At 64.2% G+C, this 18,323-nt stretch carries 17 protein-coding genes; 2 read left to right on the top strand and 15 right to left on the bottom strand.

Going from position 1 to position 18,323, the window contains the following annotated elements; all coding sequences use genetic code 11:
- Positions 1-45: 45 nt before the first annotated feature.
- Positions 46-1,599: a succinic semialdehyde dehydrogenase gene (locus D8W71_RS02875; RefSeq protein ID WP_121110844.1), complete on the top strand. Its 1,554-nt coding sequence runs from the start codon at positions 46-48 to the stop codon at positions 1,597-1,599.
- 255 nt (positions 1,600-1,854) lie between these two features.
- Here D8W71_RS02875 and D8W71_RS02870 read toward each other — a convergent pair whose 3' ends face one another.
- From D8W71_RS02870 to D8W71_RS02825, 10 genes are all read right to left on the bottom strand, one after another.
- On the bottom strand, positions 1,855-3,834 hold the full coding sequence (locus D8W71_RS02870) for an MDR family MFS transporter (protein WP_121110843.1): 1,980 nt from the start codon (positions 3,832-3,834) through the stop codon (positions 1,855-1,857).
- 5 nt (positions 3,835-3,839) lie between these two features.
- Positions 3,840-4,313, bottom strand: a complete 474-nt coding sequence (locus D8W71_RS02865; RefSeq protein ID WP_121110841.1) for a MarR family winged helix-turn-helix transcriptional regulator — start codon at positions 4,311-4,313, stop codon at positions 3,840-3,842.
- 133 nt (positions 4,314-4,446) lie between these two features.
- A complete protein-coding gene (locus D8W71_RS02860; protein WP_121110839.1) occupies positions 4,447-5,493 on the bottom strand; it encodes an ABC transporter ATP-binding protein in 1,047 nt (348 codons plus the stop codon).
- The gene (locus D8W71_RS02855; RefSeq protein ID WP_121110837.1) at positions 5,493-7,130 is read right to left on the bottom strand and encodes an ABC transporter permease; all 1,638 of its coding nucleotides are present in this window, start codon (positions 7,128-7,130) and stop codon (positions 5,493-5,495) included. The genes D8W71_RS02860 and D8W71_RS02855 overlap by 1 nt, the downstream gene beginning before the upstream one ends.
- A 43-nt stretch (positions 7,131-7,173) precedes the next feature.
- Positions 7,174-8,148 (bottom strand): ABC transporter substrate-binding protein, encoded by a 975-nt coding sequence (locus tag D8W71_RS02850; RefSeq protein WP_121118455.1) that lies wholly within the window; start codon positions 8,146-8,148, stop codon positions 7,174-7,176.
- 151 nt (positions 8,149-8,299) lie between these two features.
- Positions 8,300-9,220: a CopD family protein gene (locus D8W71_RS02845; protein WP_121110835.1), complete on the bottom strand. Its 921-nt coding sequence runs from the start codon at positions 9,218-9,220 to the stop codon at positions 8,300-8,302.
- 6 nt (positions 9,221-9,226) lie between these two features.
- Entirely contained in the window at positions 9,227-9,739 is a 513-nt protein-coding gene (locus D8W71_RS02840; RefSeq protein WP_121110833.1) for a copper resistance CopC family protein, read from the bottom strand.
- Positions 9,736-10,401 (bottom strand): YcnI family protein, encoded by a 666-nt coding sequence (locus tag D8W71_RS02835; RefSeq protein WP_121110831.1) that lies wholly within the window; start codon positions 10,399-10,401, stop codon positions 9,736-9,738. The genes D8W71_RS02840 and D8W71_RS02835 overlap by 4 nt, the downstream gene beginning before the upstream one ends.
- A 49-nt stretch (positions 10,402-10,450) precedes the next feature.
- Positions 10,451-10,969, bottom strand: a complete 519-nt coding sequence (locus D8W71_RS02830; protein ID WP_121110829.1) for a hypothetical protein — start codon at positions 10,967-10,969, stop codon at positions 10,451-10,453.
- A 14-nt stretch (positions 10,970-10,983) separates the two neighbouring features.
- Positions 10,984-11,634, bottom strand: a complete 651-nt coding sequence (locus D8W71_RS02825) for a DUF6474 family protein (RefSeq protein WP_121110827.1) — start codon at positions 11,632-11,634, stop codon at positions 10,984-10,986.
- A gap of 130 nt (positions 11,635-11,764) precedes the next feature.
- Here D8W71_RS02825 and D8W71_RS02820 point away from each other — a divergent pair, with 130 nt between their 5' ends.
- A complete protein-coding gene (locus tag D8W71_RS02820) occupies positions 11,765-13,384 on the top strand; it encodes a TM0106 family RecB-like putative nuclease (protein ID WP_121110825.1) in 1,620 nt (539 codons plus the stop codon).
- Between the two features lie 162 nt (positions 13,385-13,546).
- On the opposite strand, the gene D8W71_RS02815 is transcribed toward D8W71_RS02820, so the two are convergent.
- The 5 genes from D8W71_RS02815 to D8W71_RS02795 form a co-directional block, all read right to left on the bottom strand.
- Positions 13,547-14,314: an SDR family NAD(P)-dependent oxidoreductase gene (locus tag D8W71_RS02815; RefSeq protein ID WP_121110823.1), complete on the bottom strand. Its 768-nt coding sequence runs from the start codon at positions 14,312-14,314 to the stop codon at positions 13,547-13,549.
- A gap of 132 nt (positions 14,315-14,446) precedes the next feature.
- A complete protein-coding gene (locus D8W71_RS02810; RefSeq protein WP_121110821.1) occupies positions 14,447-15,475 on the bottom strand; it encodes a hypothetical protein in 1,029 nt (342 codons plus the stop codon).
- Positions 15,472-16,704 (bottom strand): sensor histidine kinase, encoded by a 1,233-nt coding sequence (locus D8W71_RS02805; protein ID WP_121110819.1) that lies wholly within the window; start codon positions 16,702-16,704, stop codon positions 15,472-15,474. Before D8W71_RS02805 ends, D8W71_RS02810 begins: the two co-directional genes overlap by 4 nt.
- 65 nt (positions 16,705-16,769) lie before the next feature.
- Complete coding sequence (locus D8W71_RS02800) at positions 16,770-17,480, bottom strand: TMEM165/GDT1 family protein (RefSeq protein WP_121118453.1); 711 nt, start codon at positions 17,478-17,480, stop codon at positions 16,770-16,772.
- Positions 17,481-17,699: 219 nt separating this feature from the next.
- Complete coding sequence (locus D8W71_RS02795) at positions 17,700-18,227, bottom strand: peptidase (protein WP_121110817.1); 528 nt, start codon at positions 18,225-18,227, stop codon at positions 17,700-17,702.
- Between the last annotated feature and the right edge of the window lie 96 nt (positions 18,228-18,323).

The following is an 18,323-nucleotide window of genomic DNA, read 5'->3' as shown; positions in this document are numbered from 1 at the left end:
GTTTGTCATCTAACTCCAAAAACTACTCACCAGTAGGGGTACGAAATGCCAGCTCCGAGCGCTGCGACCTTTTCGCGGCTCGCCGACCTGATCGCCATTCCCGACGCCGCCGCCCGGCCGACGAAGTCCATCACGGAGGTGTTCACCGGCAAGGAGCTGGCAACCATCCCCGTCGGGACGGCCGAGGACGTTGCCGGGGCAATCGCCCGCGCCCGCGTCGCGCAGAAGGCGTGGTCCAAGCGACCGGTCTCCGAGCGCGCCGAGATCTTCCACAGGTATCGGGACCTGGTTCTCGCACACCGCGACGAGCTGATGGACATGGCGCAGGCCGAGACCGGTAAGTCGCGCGCAGCGGCTCAGGAAGAGGTCCTCGATATCGCGATGACGTCGCGGCACTACGCCCGCACCGCGGCCAAGCTCCTGGCGCCCAAGCGCGTGACGGGCATGCTGCCAGTCCTGACGAAGACCACCGTGCGGTACCAGCCCAAGGGCATCGTCGGAATCATCTCGCCGTGGAACTACCCGATGACCCTCGCGGTCTCCGACGCGATCGCCGCGCTGCTCGCGGGCAACGGCGTCGTGCTCAAGCCGGATTCGCAGACCCCGTACTGCGCCCTTGCCGTAGTCGAACTTCTCTACAAGGCCGGATTGCCGCGTGATCTGTTTGCGGTCGTTCCGGGACCGGGCTCGGTCGTCGGCACCGCGATCGTCGAGAACACCGAATACGTCATGTTCACCGGCTCCACCGCGACGGGCCAGCTCCTCGCCGAGCAGGCAGGGCGTCGACTGATCGGATTCTCGGCCGAGCTCGGGGGCAAGAACGCGATGATCGTCGCCCAGGGCGCCAACCTGCGGGAAGTGTCCGACGCCGCCGTGCGTGCGTGCTTCTCCAACTCGGGTCAGCTCTGTATCTCGATCGAGCGCATCTACGTCGAGCAGTCCATTGCCGACGAGTTCACCGCCAAGTTCGGTGAGCGCGTGCGGAACATGAGCCTCGGTGCCGACTACGAGTTCGGCATCGAGATGGGGAGCCTGATCTCCGAGGATCAGATCAAAACCGTCTCGGCTCACGTCGACGATGCAAAGGTCAAGGGCGCCAAAGTTCTCGCGGGAGGCAACGCACGTCCCGACATCGGCCCGCTCTTCTACGAGCCGACCGTCCTGACGAACGTCCCCGCCGACGCCGAGTGTGCGGCAAGCGAGACGTTCGGACCGCTCGTCTCGATCTACCCGGTCGCCGACGTCGAAGAAGCCATAGCCAAGGCCAACGACACCGAATACGGCCTCAACGCCAGTGTGTGGGCCAAGACCAAAGCCCAAGGTGAAGCCATCGCGGCTCGCTTGCACTCCGGAACCGTCAACGTCGACGAGGGCTATGCACCCGCATGGGGAACCACGGCGGCACCGATGGGCGGTATGGGTGTCTCGGGAATGGGACGACGCCACGGGCCGGACGGGTTGCTCAAGTACACCGAATCTCAGACGATCGCCACGACGCGTCTGCTCAACCTCGGCGGCCCCCGCGGTCTCCCGCCCAAGCTGTGGGCGAAGATCATGCCTCCGTTCGTCAAGGCGCTGAAGTACGTTCCGGGTCGGTAATCCCGGCTGGTCCGGGGTGGCTTCGGGTGGACTCGGGTGACCTCGGGTGACCGAATGAGACATTCGCTACCGCTCGGGTGACCGAATGGGACATTCGCTCACTCTGAGTGACCGGAACAGACATTCGCTCACTCTGAGTGACCGGAACAGACATTCGGTCACCCACCCGGACCCCGGCACCCCGGTTGACCTGGCCCCGGACCAACAAGAAGGCCCGCACACCACCTGGTGTGCGGGCCTTCTCGTTTCGGTGGACTAGTTGACGCTGTGGCCGTTCAGTCCGGAATTGACGTAGTGCTGATGAGGATCGGGAACGTGTGCGTCACCGAGTACTCGGGCGATTTGGTCTTCGCTGAGTCCGAGGCGACGGAGTCGCTCGCAGACGGCGTCGAAGTCGAGCATCTTGGCGTCGAGTTCCTGCTGGAGCGCAACAACCTCGGCGCGAATGGCTTCCGCTTCGTCGAGCGCTTGGAGCGTGTCCTTCGGCTCCGGGAGGAGCAGGTTCAGCAGTCGATCACGTGCGTCGGTGCTGAGTCCCTCGAAGGGCGCCGAACCTGCCGGTGCTTCGTGCCTGCCGACGATGGTGTCCTCGGAACGCACGTCTTCGTCGACCTCGGCCGCCAGGTACTCGCGAGTGTTCCCGAACGACGGGATCTCGATGGTCTCTTCACCCTCGGCAGGTGCCTGTGCGAAGTCGATCGTCTTGCGCAGCGGACGGTTCGGGATGAGGACGACCGCGATGAGCGTGACGATGGCGACGAATCCTGCGATGAGGAAGATGCGTCCCGTTGCGTCTCCGTAAGCCGTACGAATGACCGCGAGAATCGGTGCGGGCAGTGAGGTGAGATCGAGTGATCCGCCTCCGCTTCCTGCACTGTCGACGCCCAGTTCGGCGAGGCCTGCAGCAGACTTCTCTGCGACTCGGGTTGCCAGAAGCGATCCGAGAACCGAGACGCCGATTGCGCCACCGAAAGTACGGAAGAACGCGACGGTCGACGACGCTGCGCCGATGTTGTGCACGCTCACCGTGTTCTGCACTGCGAGAACGAGGTTCTGCATCAGCATGCCGGTTCCGAGGCCGACGATGGTGATGAAGATGCCGACGGTCCACAGGCTGGTTGCGTGGTCGATGGTTCCGAGGAGCAGGAATCCGATGACCAGCAGAACCGATCCTGAAACGATGAACGGCTTCCACTTTCCGAACTTGGTGATGAGCTGACCGGATCCGACCGATGCGACGAGCATGCCGAACACCAGTGGGATGGAGAGCAATCCGGCCTCGGTGGGCGAGTAGCCGCGTGCGGTCTGGAAGTACTGACCGAGGAAGGTGGTGGCTCCGAACAGGCCGACGCCGACGGCGATGGACGCGATGATGGCGAGTCCGGTGGTGCGCTCGGTGACGATCTTCAGTGGGATGATCGGGGACTTGTGACGTGCCTCGACGATGACCGTCAGGACGAGCAGTAGAAGTCCGCCGCCGACGAGGTACGCCGTTTCACGCGAGATCCATGCGTAGTAGTCGGCCTTGCCGGCGAACGAAACCCACACGAGCAGAACGGAAACGCCTGCGGTGAGCAGCAGTGCACCGAGCCAGTCGATGGAGACGTTGTCCTTGCGTTCGGTCTTGATGTGGAGCGTCTTCTGCAGTAGTGCGAGGGCGACGACAGCCAGCGGCACACAGACGAAGAAGCACCAGCGCCAGCCGAGGGGGCTGTCGACGATGACGCCGCCGAGGATCGGACCACCGGACATCGAGACCGCCATGACAGCGCCGGTGTAGCCGGAGTAACGACCACGATCACGTGGGGAAACGATCGTGCCGATGATCGCGATGACGAGTGCCGTCAAGCCGCCCATGCCGATGCCCTGGATGACGCGGGCGCCGAGCAGCAGCGGCACGTTGTGGGCGAAGCCTGCGATCAGCGAACCGATGACGAAGATGACGATCGCACTCTGAACGAGGACCTTCTTGTTGAAGAGGTCGGCGAGCTTGCCCCAGATGGGCGTCGATGCGGCGTTGGCCAGCAGGGCTGTGGTGATGACCCAGGCGTAGGCCGTCTGGGAACCTTGAAGGTCGCCGATGATGGTGGGCAGTGCCGTCGAGACGATCGTGGTGCTCAGCAGCGCGGTGAACAGCGCGGCGAGCAAACCGGTGAGGGCTTCGAGGATCTGCCGATGGGACATGGCGTCGGGATCGGCCTGTTGAATATTGGGCGGAGCTTCGGTGGTTGACATCTGTCTTATCTCGCAATCAGTTTCAAGTGCGCTGTGTCCTGCGCGTCTTCGTTGAATGTGTTGTTGAGCTTTTGGATCGAATCGAGGGCGGAAAGCGCCTCCGTCTCGCTCCACTCGCTCAACATTTCGCGCAGTCGATTCGCGCGAAGGTCCCAGATGACCTTGAGCTTTTCCCCGCCTTCGGACGAGACACGAACTCGGGATGCGCGCTTGTCGTCGGGATCGGGGGTTCGGTCGATGTATCCGAGATCCACCAGGTCTGCGATCTGCCGGCTGAGGGCGGACTGGCTGACGCAGAGCCTGTTGGCGAGGTCGGTCTGTCTGCATTCACCTTCGGTCGCGAGGATGGCCAGTACTCCGGTCAGTGCCTGCGGCAGCGGTGACGCCTCATCTCCGGTGGTCACGGCCCGCTTGAGCGCGCGTCCGAAGAGGAAAACCTCTTCGACCAACGCCTCCGCGGTGGTTGTTCTTACTGCCATGAGTGCTCCAACGGTTGGGTCAATTACTTGCTGTCCGCAACCATATAGATAAATAGATGAGGTAAACAACTATTTTACCTATCTCGTGAGTCACACTAAGGACCCTGGACGAGGTTCCCCAGCTCAGCCCTGTTTACGCCGGGTCGAACAGCCCGCGCTCGACGGTGATGGTGACTTCGTCACCGACGGACGGCCTCGGCCCGCGCACCGAGCAACGGAACGACCGACCGTGCGACAGGACGACCACATCGCTGGTCTCGCGCCCGAACAGTGACGACGTCACGACACCGGCCCCGCAGTCATGGGGGAAGCCCGAGCTCAACGAGAGGTCGGCAGGCAGCACGGCCAAGGAGCCCCGACCATCACGCGCGTTCTCGATGACATCCACTGTCAGTTCGAGGGGATGATCGTCGGCATGGAATCGGCCGCCGTCGATGACACCGGAGATGACGTTGGCGTCGGAGAGAAAACTTGCGACGAACGCCGACGCAGGCCTCGTCACCAGCTCCTCCGGCGTTCCGATCTGGGCGATCCGGCCGCCGTCGAGCACCGCTACTCGGTCGGCCAACGCAAGTGCCTCGGAACGATCGTGAGTGACATGGACGACGGTGAGTTCTGCGGCACGCGTCAGGGAGCGGAGTTCGAGCCTGAGTCGGTCGCGCAAGGGCTCGTCCAGCGCCGCGAGTGCTTCGTCGAGTAACAGAGCTCGTGGCGACCGCACCAAGGCTCGGGCGAGCGCCACCCGCTGACGTTGGCCGCCCGACAGCGTCGCCGGATTGCGAGATTCCAAGCCGGGAAGTCCGACGAGTTCCAGGACGTCGGCGACGCGCTTCTTGCGATCGGAGCGAGACATTCCGGCGAGCTCCAACGGATAGGCGACGTTCTTCCCGACGGTGCGGTGCGGCCACAGCGCGTGTTGCTGGAAGACCATTCCGAGACCGCGGTGCTCGGGGGCAACCGAAGCGCCGCGTCCCGCAACGACGTCGCCGCCGATGGTGACCGTGCCAGAAGTGGGCTCCAAAAACCCTGCGACGGTGCGTAGGAGCGTGGTCTTGCCCGAACCCGACGGTCCGACGAGCGCAAGGAACTCGCCGTCGTCGATGTGCAGGTCTATCGCTGCCAGACCGACAGAACCGCCTGGATACTCCAGGTCTACGGCGTCGAGCGAGATAGTGGACATCAGGAAGTCTTCTTTCGATCGGTGACACCCGCGACGAGACCGAGTCCCGCGATTCCGGCGAGTGCGACGAGCAGAGACAGCGCTGCGGCTGCGTTGTAGTCGCCGGCCTGCTGCAAGTTGAAAATCGACACACCGAGGGTCTGAGTTCCTGGTGCCACGAGCAACACCGACATGGTCAGCTCGCGCACTGCCGTCAGGGCCACCAGTACGCCGCCTGTCACTGCCGCTGGGATGGCCAGCTTCCACGACACGTCGTACAGCGCGCGCATCGGTGAGGCTCCCGACGAGCGCGCAACTTCTTCGAGCGCAGGTGGCGTCGCTTGAAGGGGTGCCCGTACCGCCTGCACCACGATCGCCAAGAACGCCATGACGTAGGCACACAGGATGACCCACCGCGTATCGAACAATCCCGTGTAGCGGCCCACGATCAACCAGCCGACTGCGATGACCAGGCCCGGTATGGCTTGCGGAAGCATGGCGACGAGGTCGAGGCCGACGTTGTCGCGGGATCTGGTTCGGGTGACCACGACTCCGAGAGCAAGGCCGACCACGCCGCAGATCACTGCGGCTCCCACTGCGAGAAATATCGAATTCCGAATTCCGACAACGGTTCCGGGTGCGGTAACGGCGCCGACGATACTGTCCATGGTCAGATTTGCCCACGTGAACGGAACGCCGGGTGCGGGCAGGAGCGCCTGTGACGCCAGCGACAGAATTGGCAGCGCGGTCACCGCAAGTGCCAGCATCCACACGACTGCGCCAGCCGGAATGCGATTGCGCCCCAACGCGAGACGCTGAGCTGGCGTGGACGGACCGTCGACGGCGGCACCGCGTCGTCCGAGCAGGCGGTCCAGCGCCACTGCCACGACGGCGAGCAGGAGCAGGACGATGCCGATGGCTGATACCACTTCGAGAGGCTTTGCCACCGTGCCGGATTGAATGAAGCGATAGATCATCGTCGACAGCGTCACGTAACGGTCGGGAAGTCCCACGAGCGCAGGTATACCGAAATCGGCGAGGTTCGACACCGCGACCAGCGTGAACGACGCGACGGCTGCCGTCCGCAACAGTGGAAGGGTGACGTCGGTCAGTGCACGCATCGGACGTGCGCCGGATATCCGGGCTGCTTCCTCCAGATCGCTGGGGATGCGCCGCAGCGCGGCAGCGATGATGAGGTAGGCGAGCGGATACGAATGGACCGTCAGTAGAAATACGACGCCGTCGCCGCCGTAGATGTTCCACAGCGGACCTGAGAAATGTGACGCCCAGAACTTGTTGATCGTCCCACTGGGGCCGAGCAATCCGGTCCATGCGATCGCACCGACAAAGGGCGGAATCAGCAACGGGCTCAGGAGAACCAGCCGAAGGACCGAGCGACCTGGCAGATCCGTTCGATCCAGAATCAGCGCCATCGCGACGGCAATTACCACCGCGAACAACGCCGACAACCCCGCCGAGACGAGACTGTTGATTGCCGCGTCGACGATTCCGGCGTCGAGAAGCTCGGCAACGTGATTGCCACCCAGCCCGATCGAGACAACGGCTGCGATCGGGACAAGGATCATTGCGGTGACGACGAGCCACAGAGCGGCCCGGGTCAGGGAGAGGCTGGTCACCCCATGTGAACGACAATACATAGTGGGCTATGTACTTTCGTTCACATGCGCGAAGCGCCTCACATCAGCCGACAAGCTCGTTGAACCTCTTCACGGCCTCGGGCTGGGATGCGGTGATCTGCGCCAGGTCCGGGTTCAGTAGGTTCAGATCAGCGAGTGCCGGTGCGCCTTCCGGCGTTCCGACGTCGTCGCGGACTGGAAGGTACTGCTGTTCGACGGCAACTTCTTGGCCACGCTTGCTGACGAGGAAGTCGACGTATTTCTTCGCGGCTTCCTGGTTGGCGCCGTCGGCGAAGATGCCTGCGGGCTGCGAGATGTACGGAACGCCGTCGGTGGGGTATTCCAGGGCGATGGGTGAACCCTTCTCGGCCAGTTCGCGGACCAGATAGTCCACCACGATGCCGATGGGCTGGGTGCCTGCGGCGACGGATTGCCCGACGGGGCCGTTGCTTTCGGCGACGACGGGTTCGTTGGCAGCGAGTCCTTCGAGCCAGGGCTGACCCAGCGACTCTTCACCGAGCCACACGGCCGTGTTGTATGCCGCGGCGCCCGACACGTCCGGGTTGGGAAGAGTGATCTGCCCCTTGTACTTCGGGTCGGCGAGATCCTGCCACGACGTAGGCGGTTCGGTGACCGCGCCGGTGTTGTAGGCGATGACCGTCGGGATGATTCGAGTGCCGACGTAATACCCGTCGGGGTCGACTATGTCGGCGTTCAGCGCCTCGACATCTGTAGGCGTGTACTGAACCAGCAGGTTTTCGTCCTTGTAGCCTTCGAAGGTCGGCGCATCGGCGGCGAGGAGCACGTCGGCGCCGATCTTGCCGGTTTCGCGCTCGGATGCGATGCGAGCGTTGAGGTCTCCGGTACCGGCACGGTAGACCTGGACTTCGATGCCAGGGTTGGCCGCCGTGAATTCGGCATTGAGTGCGTCGATCTTGGCCTGCGGCTCGGAGGTGTAGACGGTGAGAGTGCCGTCACCGCCGGACGACGATGCCTCCGGTTCGGCAGGTTCAGAGCATGCAGACAGACCTGCGGTCATGGCAATGGATGCGACTGAGGCCACGAGGAGTCGGCGCGCGGTGTTCAAGGTGTCTCCTGACGAGCGAAGGAAGCGCGATCGTCGCTCACGGAGGCGTCGTTCTTCGGACAACTCGGACAACGTCCGGTTACTCAGTGGTGAACGCCGTGCCTCACGCCGTCGTGGCCAGCGCCGCAGCGAGTCCGAACGCCAGCGTGAGGATGCACACATGCACCGCTGCACGCACGGTCGACTCGTCGGCCTTGGTCCGGTGGGCTGCGACCGAGACGAGCCAGGTGGCCCGTAGTCGTCGTGCGAGCAACACCAGAATCACCAGCAGCACGGTTTTCGCGAGCACGATCCGCCCGTATCCGGTGTCGACCAGAGCTCCGAGTCCGCCCAGCTTGACGGCTGCGTTCACGGCCCCCGTGACCGCGAGAATCCACACCGACCACCAAGCGAGCCGCGAGTACACCGGCAGCATCGACGCCCATGCACCTTTGGCGCGCAACGTCAGTGCCATCGCGGCGAGCACACCGAGCCAGACCGCGGCGGCCACGGAGTGGGCCGAAACTATCAACGCACCGAACACCTGCTGAGACATGTGCCCGGTGACCGGGCGCGCGACGAGCGCCACGACAGCAAGAGCGACAACGGGAATCGACGACGTGTCGGTTCCCGTACGAAACGCCCAGAGCGCGTACACACACGCAGTTGCCGTGCACATCACGGTCACCAGACCGAGCTGCCCGACGGTGATGTCCGTGAGATATGCGCCGAACGTGGACACCGTCAGATTCCCGATGCCGCCGCCGAGCGATTCGACCGCCGACATGACGATCAACGCGGCCTCGACGGCTGTCCACCCACCCGCGACGACAGCCGTGACACGCCAGATGGGCGGTCTGCTTCGTACCGGAAACAAGCCGGTACGAAGCAGACCGAGCCCGAGTGCCGTAGCACCGAGGCAGTCGGCGATTACTCGGAGAAGCGCTGACGGGTCCGGCCCATCAGGACGCGCAAGCAACCACGCAATGCCCACCCCGACAATGCCCGTCGCGACGGCAGTGACAGTCCACCACCGACGGAACATGTTCGGTTACGCGCCCTTGGGCTTGCGAAGCGAGAAGGCCAGGACCCCACCGAACACGAGAACGCCGAAGACGAGGAACGGCCATACCGGCAGTCCGCCGCCACCCTCGGAATCCTCGGTTGCAGAGGAATCGGCCGCGGCACCCGGTGTCCCCGAGCCCTCCTCGGTCAGCGTGAACCCCAGTGTGCCGCTGATGGGATGGCCGTCGGCCGAGGTGACACGGTACGCAATGGTGTAGTCCCCTGCAGGACCGAGCTCACCGACGTCGACCACGACACTCTGGCCTTCGATCCGCGGGTCGCCTTTCGACCACAGGTTGCCGTCGGGCCCGACCACGTTCAGCGTGGCGAACTTCGATTGTGGAACCTCGTTGAAGGAGATGGACACCTGTGCGGGGCCGGTCGCCACCTCGGCTCCGTCGGCCGGGTTGGATCCGGTGACCACCGAGTGCGCCGACGCTGTCGGTGCTCCGACGAGCAGCGCAGTCACTGCTATCGCTGCGACGATGAACTTTCTCATGAACGGCGGCTCCGAACGGTCGCACCGATGCCGAGCGCAGCGCCGATCGCGCCGAGAACCAGTGCGACGCCGGCGATCCAGCGCGCAGTGGTGTCGGACTCGGAGGATTCGGACTGGCCGGATGCCTCGGTGGTCGCGGCAGTGGCGCCGTGAGCGTCGGACTCTTCGGTGGCGGCGGCGAGCTCCAATGTGGGAGCCGGCTTTTCGGGCTCACTTCCGTCGGCGGCAGGCTCCTCGTTCCATTCGACGATCTCACCGTCGTTGTAGGTCTGGGTCGCCGGGAAGCTGACGGACTCTTCCTCGGGAAGGGGTCCAGCCGAAAGCAAGAACTGCTGGAACTGGCCGGGAAGCACCTCGGCGCCCGGCCCAGCGGTCCATGTCACTGCCGTCGCGAGGCCTTCGGCGTTCTTGTCGACGACCGATGTCCATCCCGGAAGCGGCTGGGTGCGTGCCGAGTTGAGGCCTGGGAGCTCGACCTTCACCGACGTTGTTGCGGCTGTGTCGGATTCGGTGGGGACTCGAAAGGTCAGGACGGTGTAGCCGCCCTGTTCGGCGCCGGGTGCGGAGACGACGACGTGCGCGGACGCAGCGCCTGCACCGACGGCAAGTGCGAGTGACGTGACACCTGCGAGGACGGAGGCGCGGCGAAGGAAGGTATTCATGTCTACTGGGTTCTTTCTCGAAAAGTACTGTGGCAGTTAATTGTCGGAGTCATACCGACAGGGGAGGGCCACGTCTCGAGATCGAGTTCGACAGAAGATGGAACGAGGCGCCGTCGTGGTCGCCGGTTGCGATCAGCGCGCCTACGCGCTGGGGAAGAGGAAGCGGGGGGTCCAGAACTGCACGGACGATGGAGGTCAGCGGCCCGTACAGGCTCTCGGCCGCACACAGCAACGCTGCGGTGACCGCCGAAGCCGCGAGGTGGAAGCCGAGCATGCCCGGGCTGGGCAGGAGGGAGTGCGCGTGCGCCATCTCGTGCGATACCCCGACCGCAAGAGCAACGTGCGACGCAATCTGGCCGAGCGCAAGTCCGGCGAACGCGCCGCGGACGCGGGATCGGGGACTCGGTATTGCGACGATCGCGCCGACGCCCAGGCCGACGATCAGAAGCAGCACCGCCGCCGACCCCGACGGGTACCCACCGTCGGCCATCCCGTGGGCTGCGACAGCGAGCGCAACCGTCAGTACACCGACGGCTCCGCCGCGAATCGAGGCGGCGGGAGGCGTCATCAGGTGTGGGGGGGTTAACGGACGCCGAGTCGCGCCAGAAGATCGGCTTCGATGCCGTCGAGCTCTGCGGAGATGGCGTTGTGGGCAGCTTTCCTGCGTGCAGGAGGCATCTGCTCAGAAGTGCGGACTGCGGTGCCGAGGTCGGTGAGTCGCTGCGAGATGGCGTCGGCGAACTTGCCGGTTTCGCCGTCCGACTTCGCGGAGGCAACCTGTGCAAGCGACTTCTCGGAGGCCGCGATTCTGGCGCTCAGCTTGGCGCCGTACCCGCTGTACTCGCCGAGCTCGGCTGGATTGACGCCCAACCTGCCCGCCTTGCGCTCGTCGAGCTTGCCACGCACTACGGCGGCACCGCGGTAGACGATGGGAGTGAGCACCGGAATGAGCACCCGGGCGATGGATATGTACTTGCGCACCGATGCGGCGTTGAACGACCCCTGCAGCGCAGCCTTCTGCTGAGCTCTGAGGGCCGCGACCTGTGCCTTCTCGACGTTCTTCTGCGACTTCGCCTCGACCGAGCTCAGCTTGTTCTGGGCTTTCGCGATGGACTTCAGCTGCTTGCGCTCGTTCTTCGCACCGAGCTTCGCCTCCAGCGTCGCCTTGTGCTTGAGTGCCTTGGCCTCGGCCTTCCGAGTGGCACGTCCTTTGCGCTTACGGAACAACCCCATCGACAAGGCCCCTTACGTCAACTTCACACGGCATCGGCGCGGCGTTCGCGCTGCATTCGGTGTTCAGCCTATCGGTTCGAGGCGGTGGGTCGCATCGGGTGTGTCGGTAGAGCGATCTAGGCTCGGGGGCGTGAACAGCCAGCCCGTCGCGGCGCCAGTGTCCTCGGGGAGAGAGACGTCGGTACTCATCGACGCCGGATCCCTGACGCGCTGCAGGCATCGGCTGTATCTGGATACCGCCTATTCGTCTTTGCAACGCCGGGAACCCGAGAATCCTGGTGTCCGGCAGCGTCGCGAAGGCGCACAGGCGCACCGCGAGAACATCCGCGAGATGTTCGCCGGTGACCTGGCCGGATGGGTCGAGATCGACGCTCCCGACGCCAGGACTGCCTCGGAGCGAACCCTGGCGGCATGCCGTCGGGGTGCACCGTGGATATGGAACGCCGTGCTCCCCGCCGAACGAGGCACAGGGCGTCGCGGACGAAGCGAAATGCTGATGCTCGATCCGGCGGGAAGCGGGTACATCCCGATCATCGTGGTCAACCACAAGGTCACCGATCCAGGTCGAGGGGCAGTGACGACGCCTTTCGGTGCTTGGTCACCTGCAGTCGACGAGTCCCGCAAGGTGCGCAGTCAGCTGCGTGACCAGCTGAGGCTTGCGCACCTGTATCGGATGCTCCAATTCGAGGGCCTCGCGTCCGAGACCGTCGTCGGTGGTGCCATCGGATACCGGGGGGACTGCATTCTGGTGCACGACCTGAAAGCTGTTTTTTCCGAGTACGACTCGCGCTTCGCCGACCGTCTGGCCATCGCGCGCGGTGAGAGTTACACCGTGCCGTCCCAGGTCAGCGAATGTCGGTCGTGCTCATGGTGGACCGACTGTCAGCCGCAGCTCGCCGCCAATCGTGACGTCTCGCTGGTGGCGTCGGGCATGCGGGCGGAGGTCCTCCGTCGTAGCGGCGTGTTCACCATCGACGAGCTCGCAGAATGGTCGGGCCCGGAGCCGGAAGACTGGCCGTTCGGCAGCTTCGACGACGCGGTAGCCGCGGCGACGGCATGGCGGGCGGATGTTCCCTTGCTCCGCAGGACGGAGAATATCTCCGTGCACCGAGCCGACGTCGAGGTCGACGTCGACATGGAGAGCTACCAGGAGCACGGCGCGTACCTGTGGGGAACGTTGCTGACCGAAGCGGGCGGACCACCGGCGAAGTACCGCGGATTCGTCACGTGGGACCCACTGCCTACCGTCGACGAGGGGCGATCGTTCGCCGAGTTCTGGGGCTGGCTCATGGACACGCGAGCTGACGCCGCCGCCCGCGGGAAAACGTTCGCAGCGTACTGCTATTCGCGTCAGGCGGAGGACAAGTGGCTACTCGATTCAGCCCGACGGTTCGGCGACGTCCCGGGGGTTCCTACCGAAGCCGAGATACGCGAGTTCATCGACAGCGAGCAGTGGGTGGACATCTACCAGGCCGTGAGCGACCAGTTCATCTGCCCGAACGGCAAGGGCCTGAAGAAGATCGCACCCGTCGCCGGCTTCCATTGGCGTGACGACGAAGCAGGCGGGGAGGCGTCGATGGGGTGGTACCGCGACGCGGTCGGCTACGACGCCCAGCCGGATCTGTCTCAGCGCCAACGTCTTCTGGTCTACAACGAGGACGACGTCCAGGCGACCAAAGTGCTGCGTGAATGGATGTCCGACCGCGCAGAAATCGACATCCCGACGATGGCCTCACTGCGCGTCGGCTGAGCCGCCCATCGCTTGAATGTCACCTACTAGCTATCTGCTCGTATGAATGGACCATTCAAGCGATTAGGCGCCGGACCGCCCATCGCTTGAATGTCACTTACTAGCTATCTGCTCGTATGAATGGACCATTCAAGCGATGGGGCGGCCGCAAACGAAAGCCAATTACCGCGGCGCCATCCGGATTGCGCCGTCCATGCGGATGGTCTCGCCGTTGAGGTAGTCGTGCTCGGCGATCATCTGGACGAGCTGTGCGTACTCGGCGGGCTGAGCGAGTCGGGAGGGGAATGGGACGCTGGCCTCGAGGCCCTGTCGGTACTCCTCGGTGACACCGGCGAGCATCGGCGTGTCGACGATTCCGGGTGCGATGGTGTTGACGCGGATGCCCACCTGAGCGAGGTCGCGGGCAGCGGTGATGGTCATGGCGTGTACGCCACCCTTCGACGCGGTGTAGGCGATCTGTCCGATCTGGCCCTCGAACGCCGCGACCGATGCAGTGTTGATGATGACGCCGCGCTGGCCGGCGTCGTCGACCGTCGACAGCGACTGGATGCGGTTGGCGGCCAGACGCATGACGTTGAAGGTGCCGAGCAGGTTGATGGTGATGACCGTCCGGAAGAGCTCGAGATCGTGCGGGCCCTTCTTGGACAGAATGCGGCCTGCCCATCCGACGCCTGCGCAGTTGACGACGATGCGTAGCGGAACGCCTGATTCGGTGATCTTGTCGAGTGCGGCCTCGACCTCGTCCTCGCTCGTGACGTCCGCTGGGATCAAGGTGACGCCGTCGGGAACGCTGTCGCCTGCACGTTCGATCGATTGTGCGAGGTCGAGTCCGAAGACTGTCACCCCGGCATCCGCCAGGCGCTTGGCTGTCGCGGCACCGAGGCCGGACGCCCCTCCCGTGACCAAAGCTGCTGTTCCCGAAATCTCCACGTGCACATCTCCTCGATTAGGGCGGTGCGGGCGATCTACCGAACCCGATCAACGCTGACCGCTGTGATTCGCATTGCACCATAACCGGACGGGCATGACGTCGGCCCGATGGAGGGTGCAAAGTGGACTGGATCACACCTGTGAGTGCTCGACGATTGTGCCGTCCGGGCCGTATTCGAACCGATGCGTGTCGTCGGAGTCGTTGTGCAGAATGGTTGCGAGAGTCGAGCGGCCGGGCGGCAGCATGCGGACAGTGACCGTTCCGGAGTCGATCGAATCGAGCTGTGCGGCAGCCGAGGCTGTCAGCTCGGTGAGAATGGGGGCATCGAGTGGTACCTCGCCTCGGTCGTCGAGCATGACCACCTGAACCCCGCGGCTACGGGCCGATCGTGCGGCCTGGCTGAGCTGCGATCCCGCCAAACCACGGGCGCGCAACGAGTCTCGCAGATCGGCTTCGAGTAGCTCGCACGCCAGTAGTTCGTCGGCGTTGAGGTCCGGCCCGTCGACGATCCGACCGAGAAGCGGGCGTGCCTGTTCGTCGAGTCGCTCCAGTTGGGCGTCGCGCTCCTCGAGAACCGCGGACGCAGCTGCGGCCGACGAGATCCGCAAGGTCGACTGGATGCGCAGTTCGAAAATCGAGCGACCGAGCGGCCTGATCGTGAAGGCGAAGAACGTCGCCATGAGCAGAGGCGCGACGTTGATACCGCTGAAGGATAACCCGTAGGCGATTCCTTGGCCGGTCACGACCGCCCAGAACAGTGACGATCCGATGGTCAGCGTCAGCCCGACCCAGGCGAACAAGGTTCGCCCGCGGACACACATGAACGTGTAGATCGCGACCGAGGCGCCGAGCGGCCAGGTTTGAAGACTGCTCGATGCCGGGACCGGCATGACAGAGTAGACGAGCCCGCAACTCACGGGTCCGACTAGGATCAGCGCAAGAGATGGCCTGAGCGGCAATGGATCTCCGGGCGAGGCGAGGAGAATCAACGCACCGCCGACACACACCGCGACCGATCCGAGCGGAGGCCAGACGCTCGTCATTCCCTCCATGGTCGCCAGGGCAGACACAAGGCACGTCACTGCATACAGTGCGACCACCGAATACGCGGCACGTGAGCGCATTCCGATGAGATCTCGAACGTCCTGAATCTGGGTCATGGCGCAACAGCTGCCAGAGGGACCTCGGTAGCGCGCCAGGTGAGGCGCACGGTTGTGCCGCGTCCGGGCGCGGAGTCGATGGACGAGGAGCCGCCGGGTATCTGACGGAGACGCCCGCGAATACTCACAGCGACGCCGAGCCGGTGCGGAGGGATCGAATCGGGGTCGAAACCGACACCGTCATCGATGACGCCGACCTCGAGTAGGCCGGGCCGCATCGTCACCACTATCGACCGTTCGGCCTCGCCTGCGTGACGGATGCTGTTACGCAACGCTTCTGCGAGCGCACCGCCGACCGCACGCACGGCATCGGCGGGGTAGGGCTCGCAGTTGTCTGGAGGCGGGCCGGCCTCGGCGAACCGAACGGTGATGGTGTCGTCGATATCGGTTGCGGCGGCTCGCAACTGAGCTGCGGCCTCCTCGGCATCGACGGCATCGGGGGAGGAGTGCGCGCGGAGCGAGTCGAGTTGCCGGAGGGTCAGGCTTGCTTGCCTGACGACGCTGGGCGATCGACCCTGCCTGGTCACCGACAGCAACGAGGACATGACACCGTCGTGGATCAAGGCGTCGAACCGCTCCCGTTCCACCGCTCTCGCCCCTGCCGCAGCCGAACTGGCGGCGTCGGCCTGGGTTCGAACGATGGTGGCGTCGAGAACACGGGCGGTTCTCAGCGCGGCAAGAGTTGCGGCGACGAAGATCGTGCAGAACATGATGCCGAACAGGATGTCGGCCACCAGGTCGTTGTTCATGAACGGTTCGCGCAGAACGTAATTGCTGGTCTGAACCGAAATTAGCACGGTGACCAGGTGGGCGAACACGGGGACCGGGGGCCACACCGACGCGGCCGCCAACGTGGCCAGCCCCGGGAATGCGCTCAGGTAGTTGCCGCCTACGTCGAACAGTGCACCGTCCCATGCGATCCACCAGGTCAGCGCGGCAACGAGATACGTCGATGCAGCGAGGCTGCCGGCAAAACGAATGAGCGAGATCTGCTTGGAGAACGAGACGATCCCGAACAGCACTCCGGAGCCGAATACCGCGACGACGCAGAACCATACCCACCAGGTCGACGTCAGATAAGCGGTCCGCCGGAGCTCCGGAAGCAGCAATATGAAGTAGACGACGTAGCCCGTGCTGACGAAACGCGCGAACATTCGGATCAGCCGGTCGAGGGAACGGTGTTCGTCACCGGGCTCGGTCTTCTCGGGTGTCGACGTGGACGTTGACATACATTCCTCCGCGGTCGTGCGCGTGTTGGATTGTATGTCAGGGGAGTAGGGCGCAACGTCCCTTGTCAGCTGTCCTTGGACACTGTCGGTCGTTCGAATGACACCTGCGCAGAGGACTTTCTGCGTTTGCGGAGGACAACGACGATCCAAACGACGGCGGAGATGGCGACAACTGCGGCTGCGGCGATGAGGGGCGCCGACGTGCCGGGCATGACGCCCTCGAAGAACAGTGAGACGCCGAAGACGAAGAACAGGACTGCCGCGCCGAACTGAATGACCCGCTCGGGAAGATGCTTGCCCAGCACCGCGCCCAGGACGATGGCAAGTGCGTCGGCCGCAACCATGCCGACCGTCGAGCCGATCCACACCCCTACCCAGTCGTTGTCCGTGGCGAGTGTGACGGTGGCGAGCATGGTCTTGTCACCGAGTTCGGCGAGGAAGAAAGCGGATGCAATGGCGATGAACGCCGAGCGCGTCACTCTCGACGCTTTGTCGCCCTCGTCCTCGGTGAGGCTGTCGCCGCGAAGCGTCCAGAGACCGAATACGACGAAAGCAATGCCGCCGACGATGGATATGGCTTCCGTCGGGATCGACAGCCCGAGAAAATGTCCGACGGCGACCGAGACCAGGTGGACCACAGTGGTGGCCACGGTGATGCCGCCGATGACGATGTACCACTTGTAGCGCAGTGCGAACGTCATCGCCATGAGCTGAGATTTGTCACCGAGCTCGGCGACGAAGATGACTGCGAAACTGAGCAGCAGGGCAGAAAGCATGACGAAAAAGGCTCCTCGGTCGATCGATTGACCGAAGGTCTCGCCCACCGCATCCATTCCGGGTGCGGTTCATGCGCCGGGCCGGCGGAGACGGCCAGTATGTCGACACGGTGATTGGGGGCTACTCCCCTTCGCTGCATGCAACGTTAAGTGGGTGCGCGCCAAAAGTCCAATGCCACAGAGAGTTTGGGACCCCGAACAATACCGTGACGGGTGTGCTCACGAAGCGAGAAGCATTGCCAAAACTGCGGTGTCGGGATCGCTGATCGGGTCGAGTCCGACCCTGCTCACCATGGACGTCACGGTGCCGTCGGATTCGGCTTCCACCCAGGCAGCACGGTGATCGAGGCCGAGGTGCGGCAGGCCGGGAAGCAGTACACATCCCGAGGCAGCCCCTGCGCATTCGGGAAGCGACGGAGTCGTTTCCGACGGCGGGTGAAGCATCAGAATCGCGGGAGGCTGGTGAGTCGCGAAGCGTCCGGGTGTGACAGCCATCTCCCCGAGGACGGGCCCTTCGGCGAGCACGAGTCCTACCGTCCCAGGCTCCGGATCATCCGGAAGCTCTTCGCGTGCTCCGAACACCGTCGAGGTGACGAGCAGCCCCGGCATGGACGCGACCTGCACGGCCAACGCGAGGAATTGCGCCCACTCCTTCGTTGTGTCCGGCCAGCGTCCCGAGATCACGAAACCGCGGAGCAATCCGTCGGCATGAAAAGGCGATACACCGATGAGATTCCGATCGTTCATCTCGCAGCTCCCTTTGGGTCGTTCCAGAGTCGAGGTCCGGCACACCACGTTGGGTAGCGCAAGCATGGATCAGAACGTCGCTGGCACACAAGACGG

The organism is Rhodococcus sp. P1Y (assembly GCF_003641205.1).
Taxonomy (GTDB): Bacteria; Actinomycetota; Actinomycetes; order Mycobacteriales; family Mycobacteriaceae; genus Rhodococcoides.
Note: the sequence above shows the minus strand (reverse complement) of the source record. Positions and strands in the feature narration are given on the sequence as shown.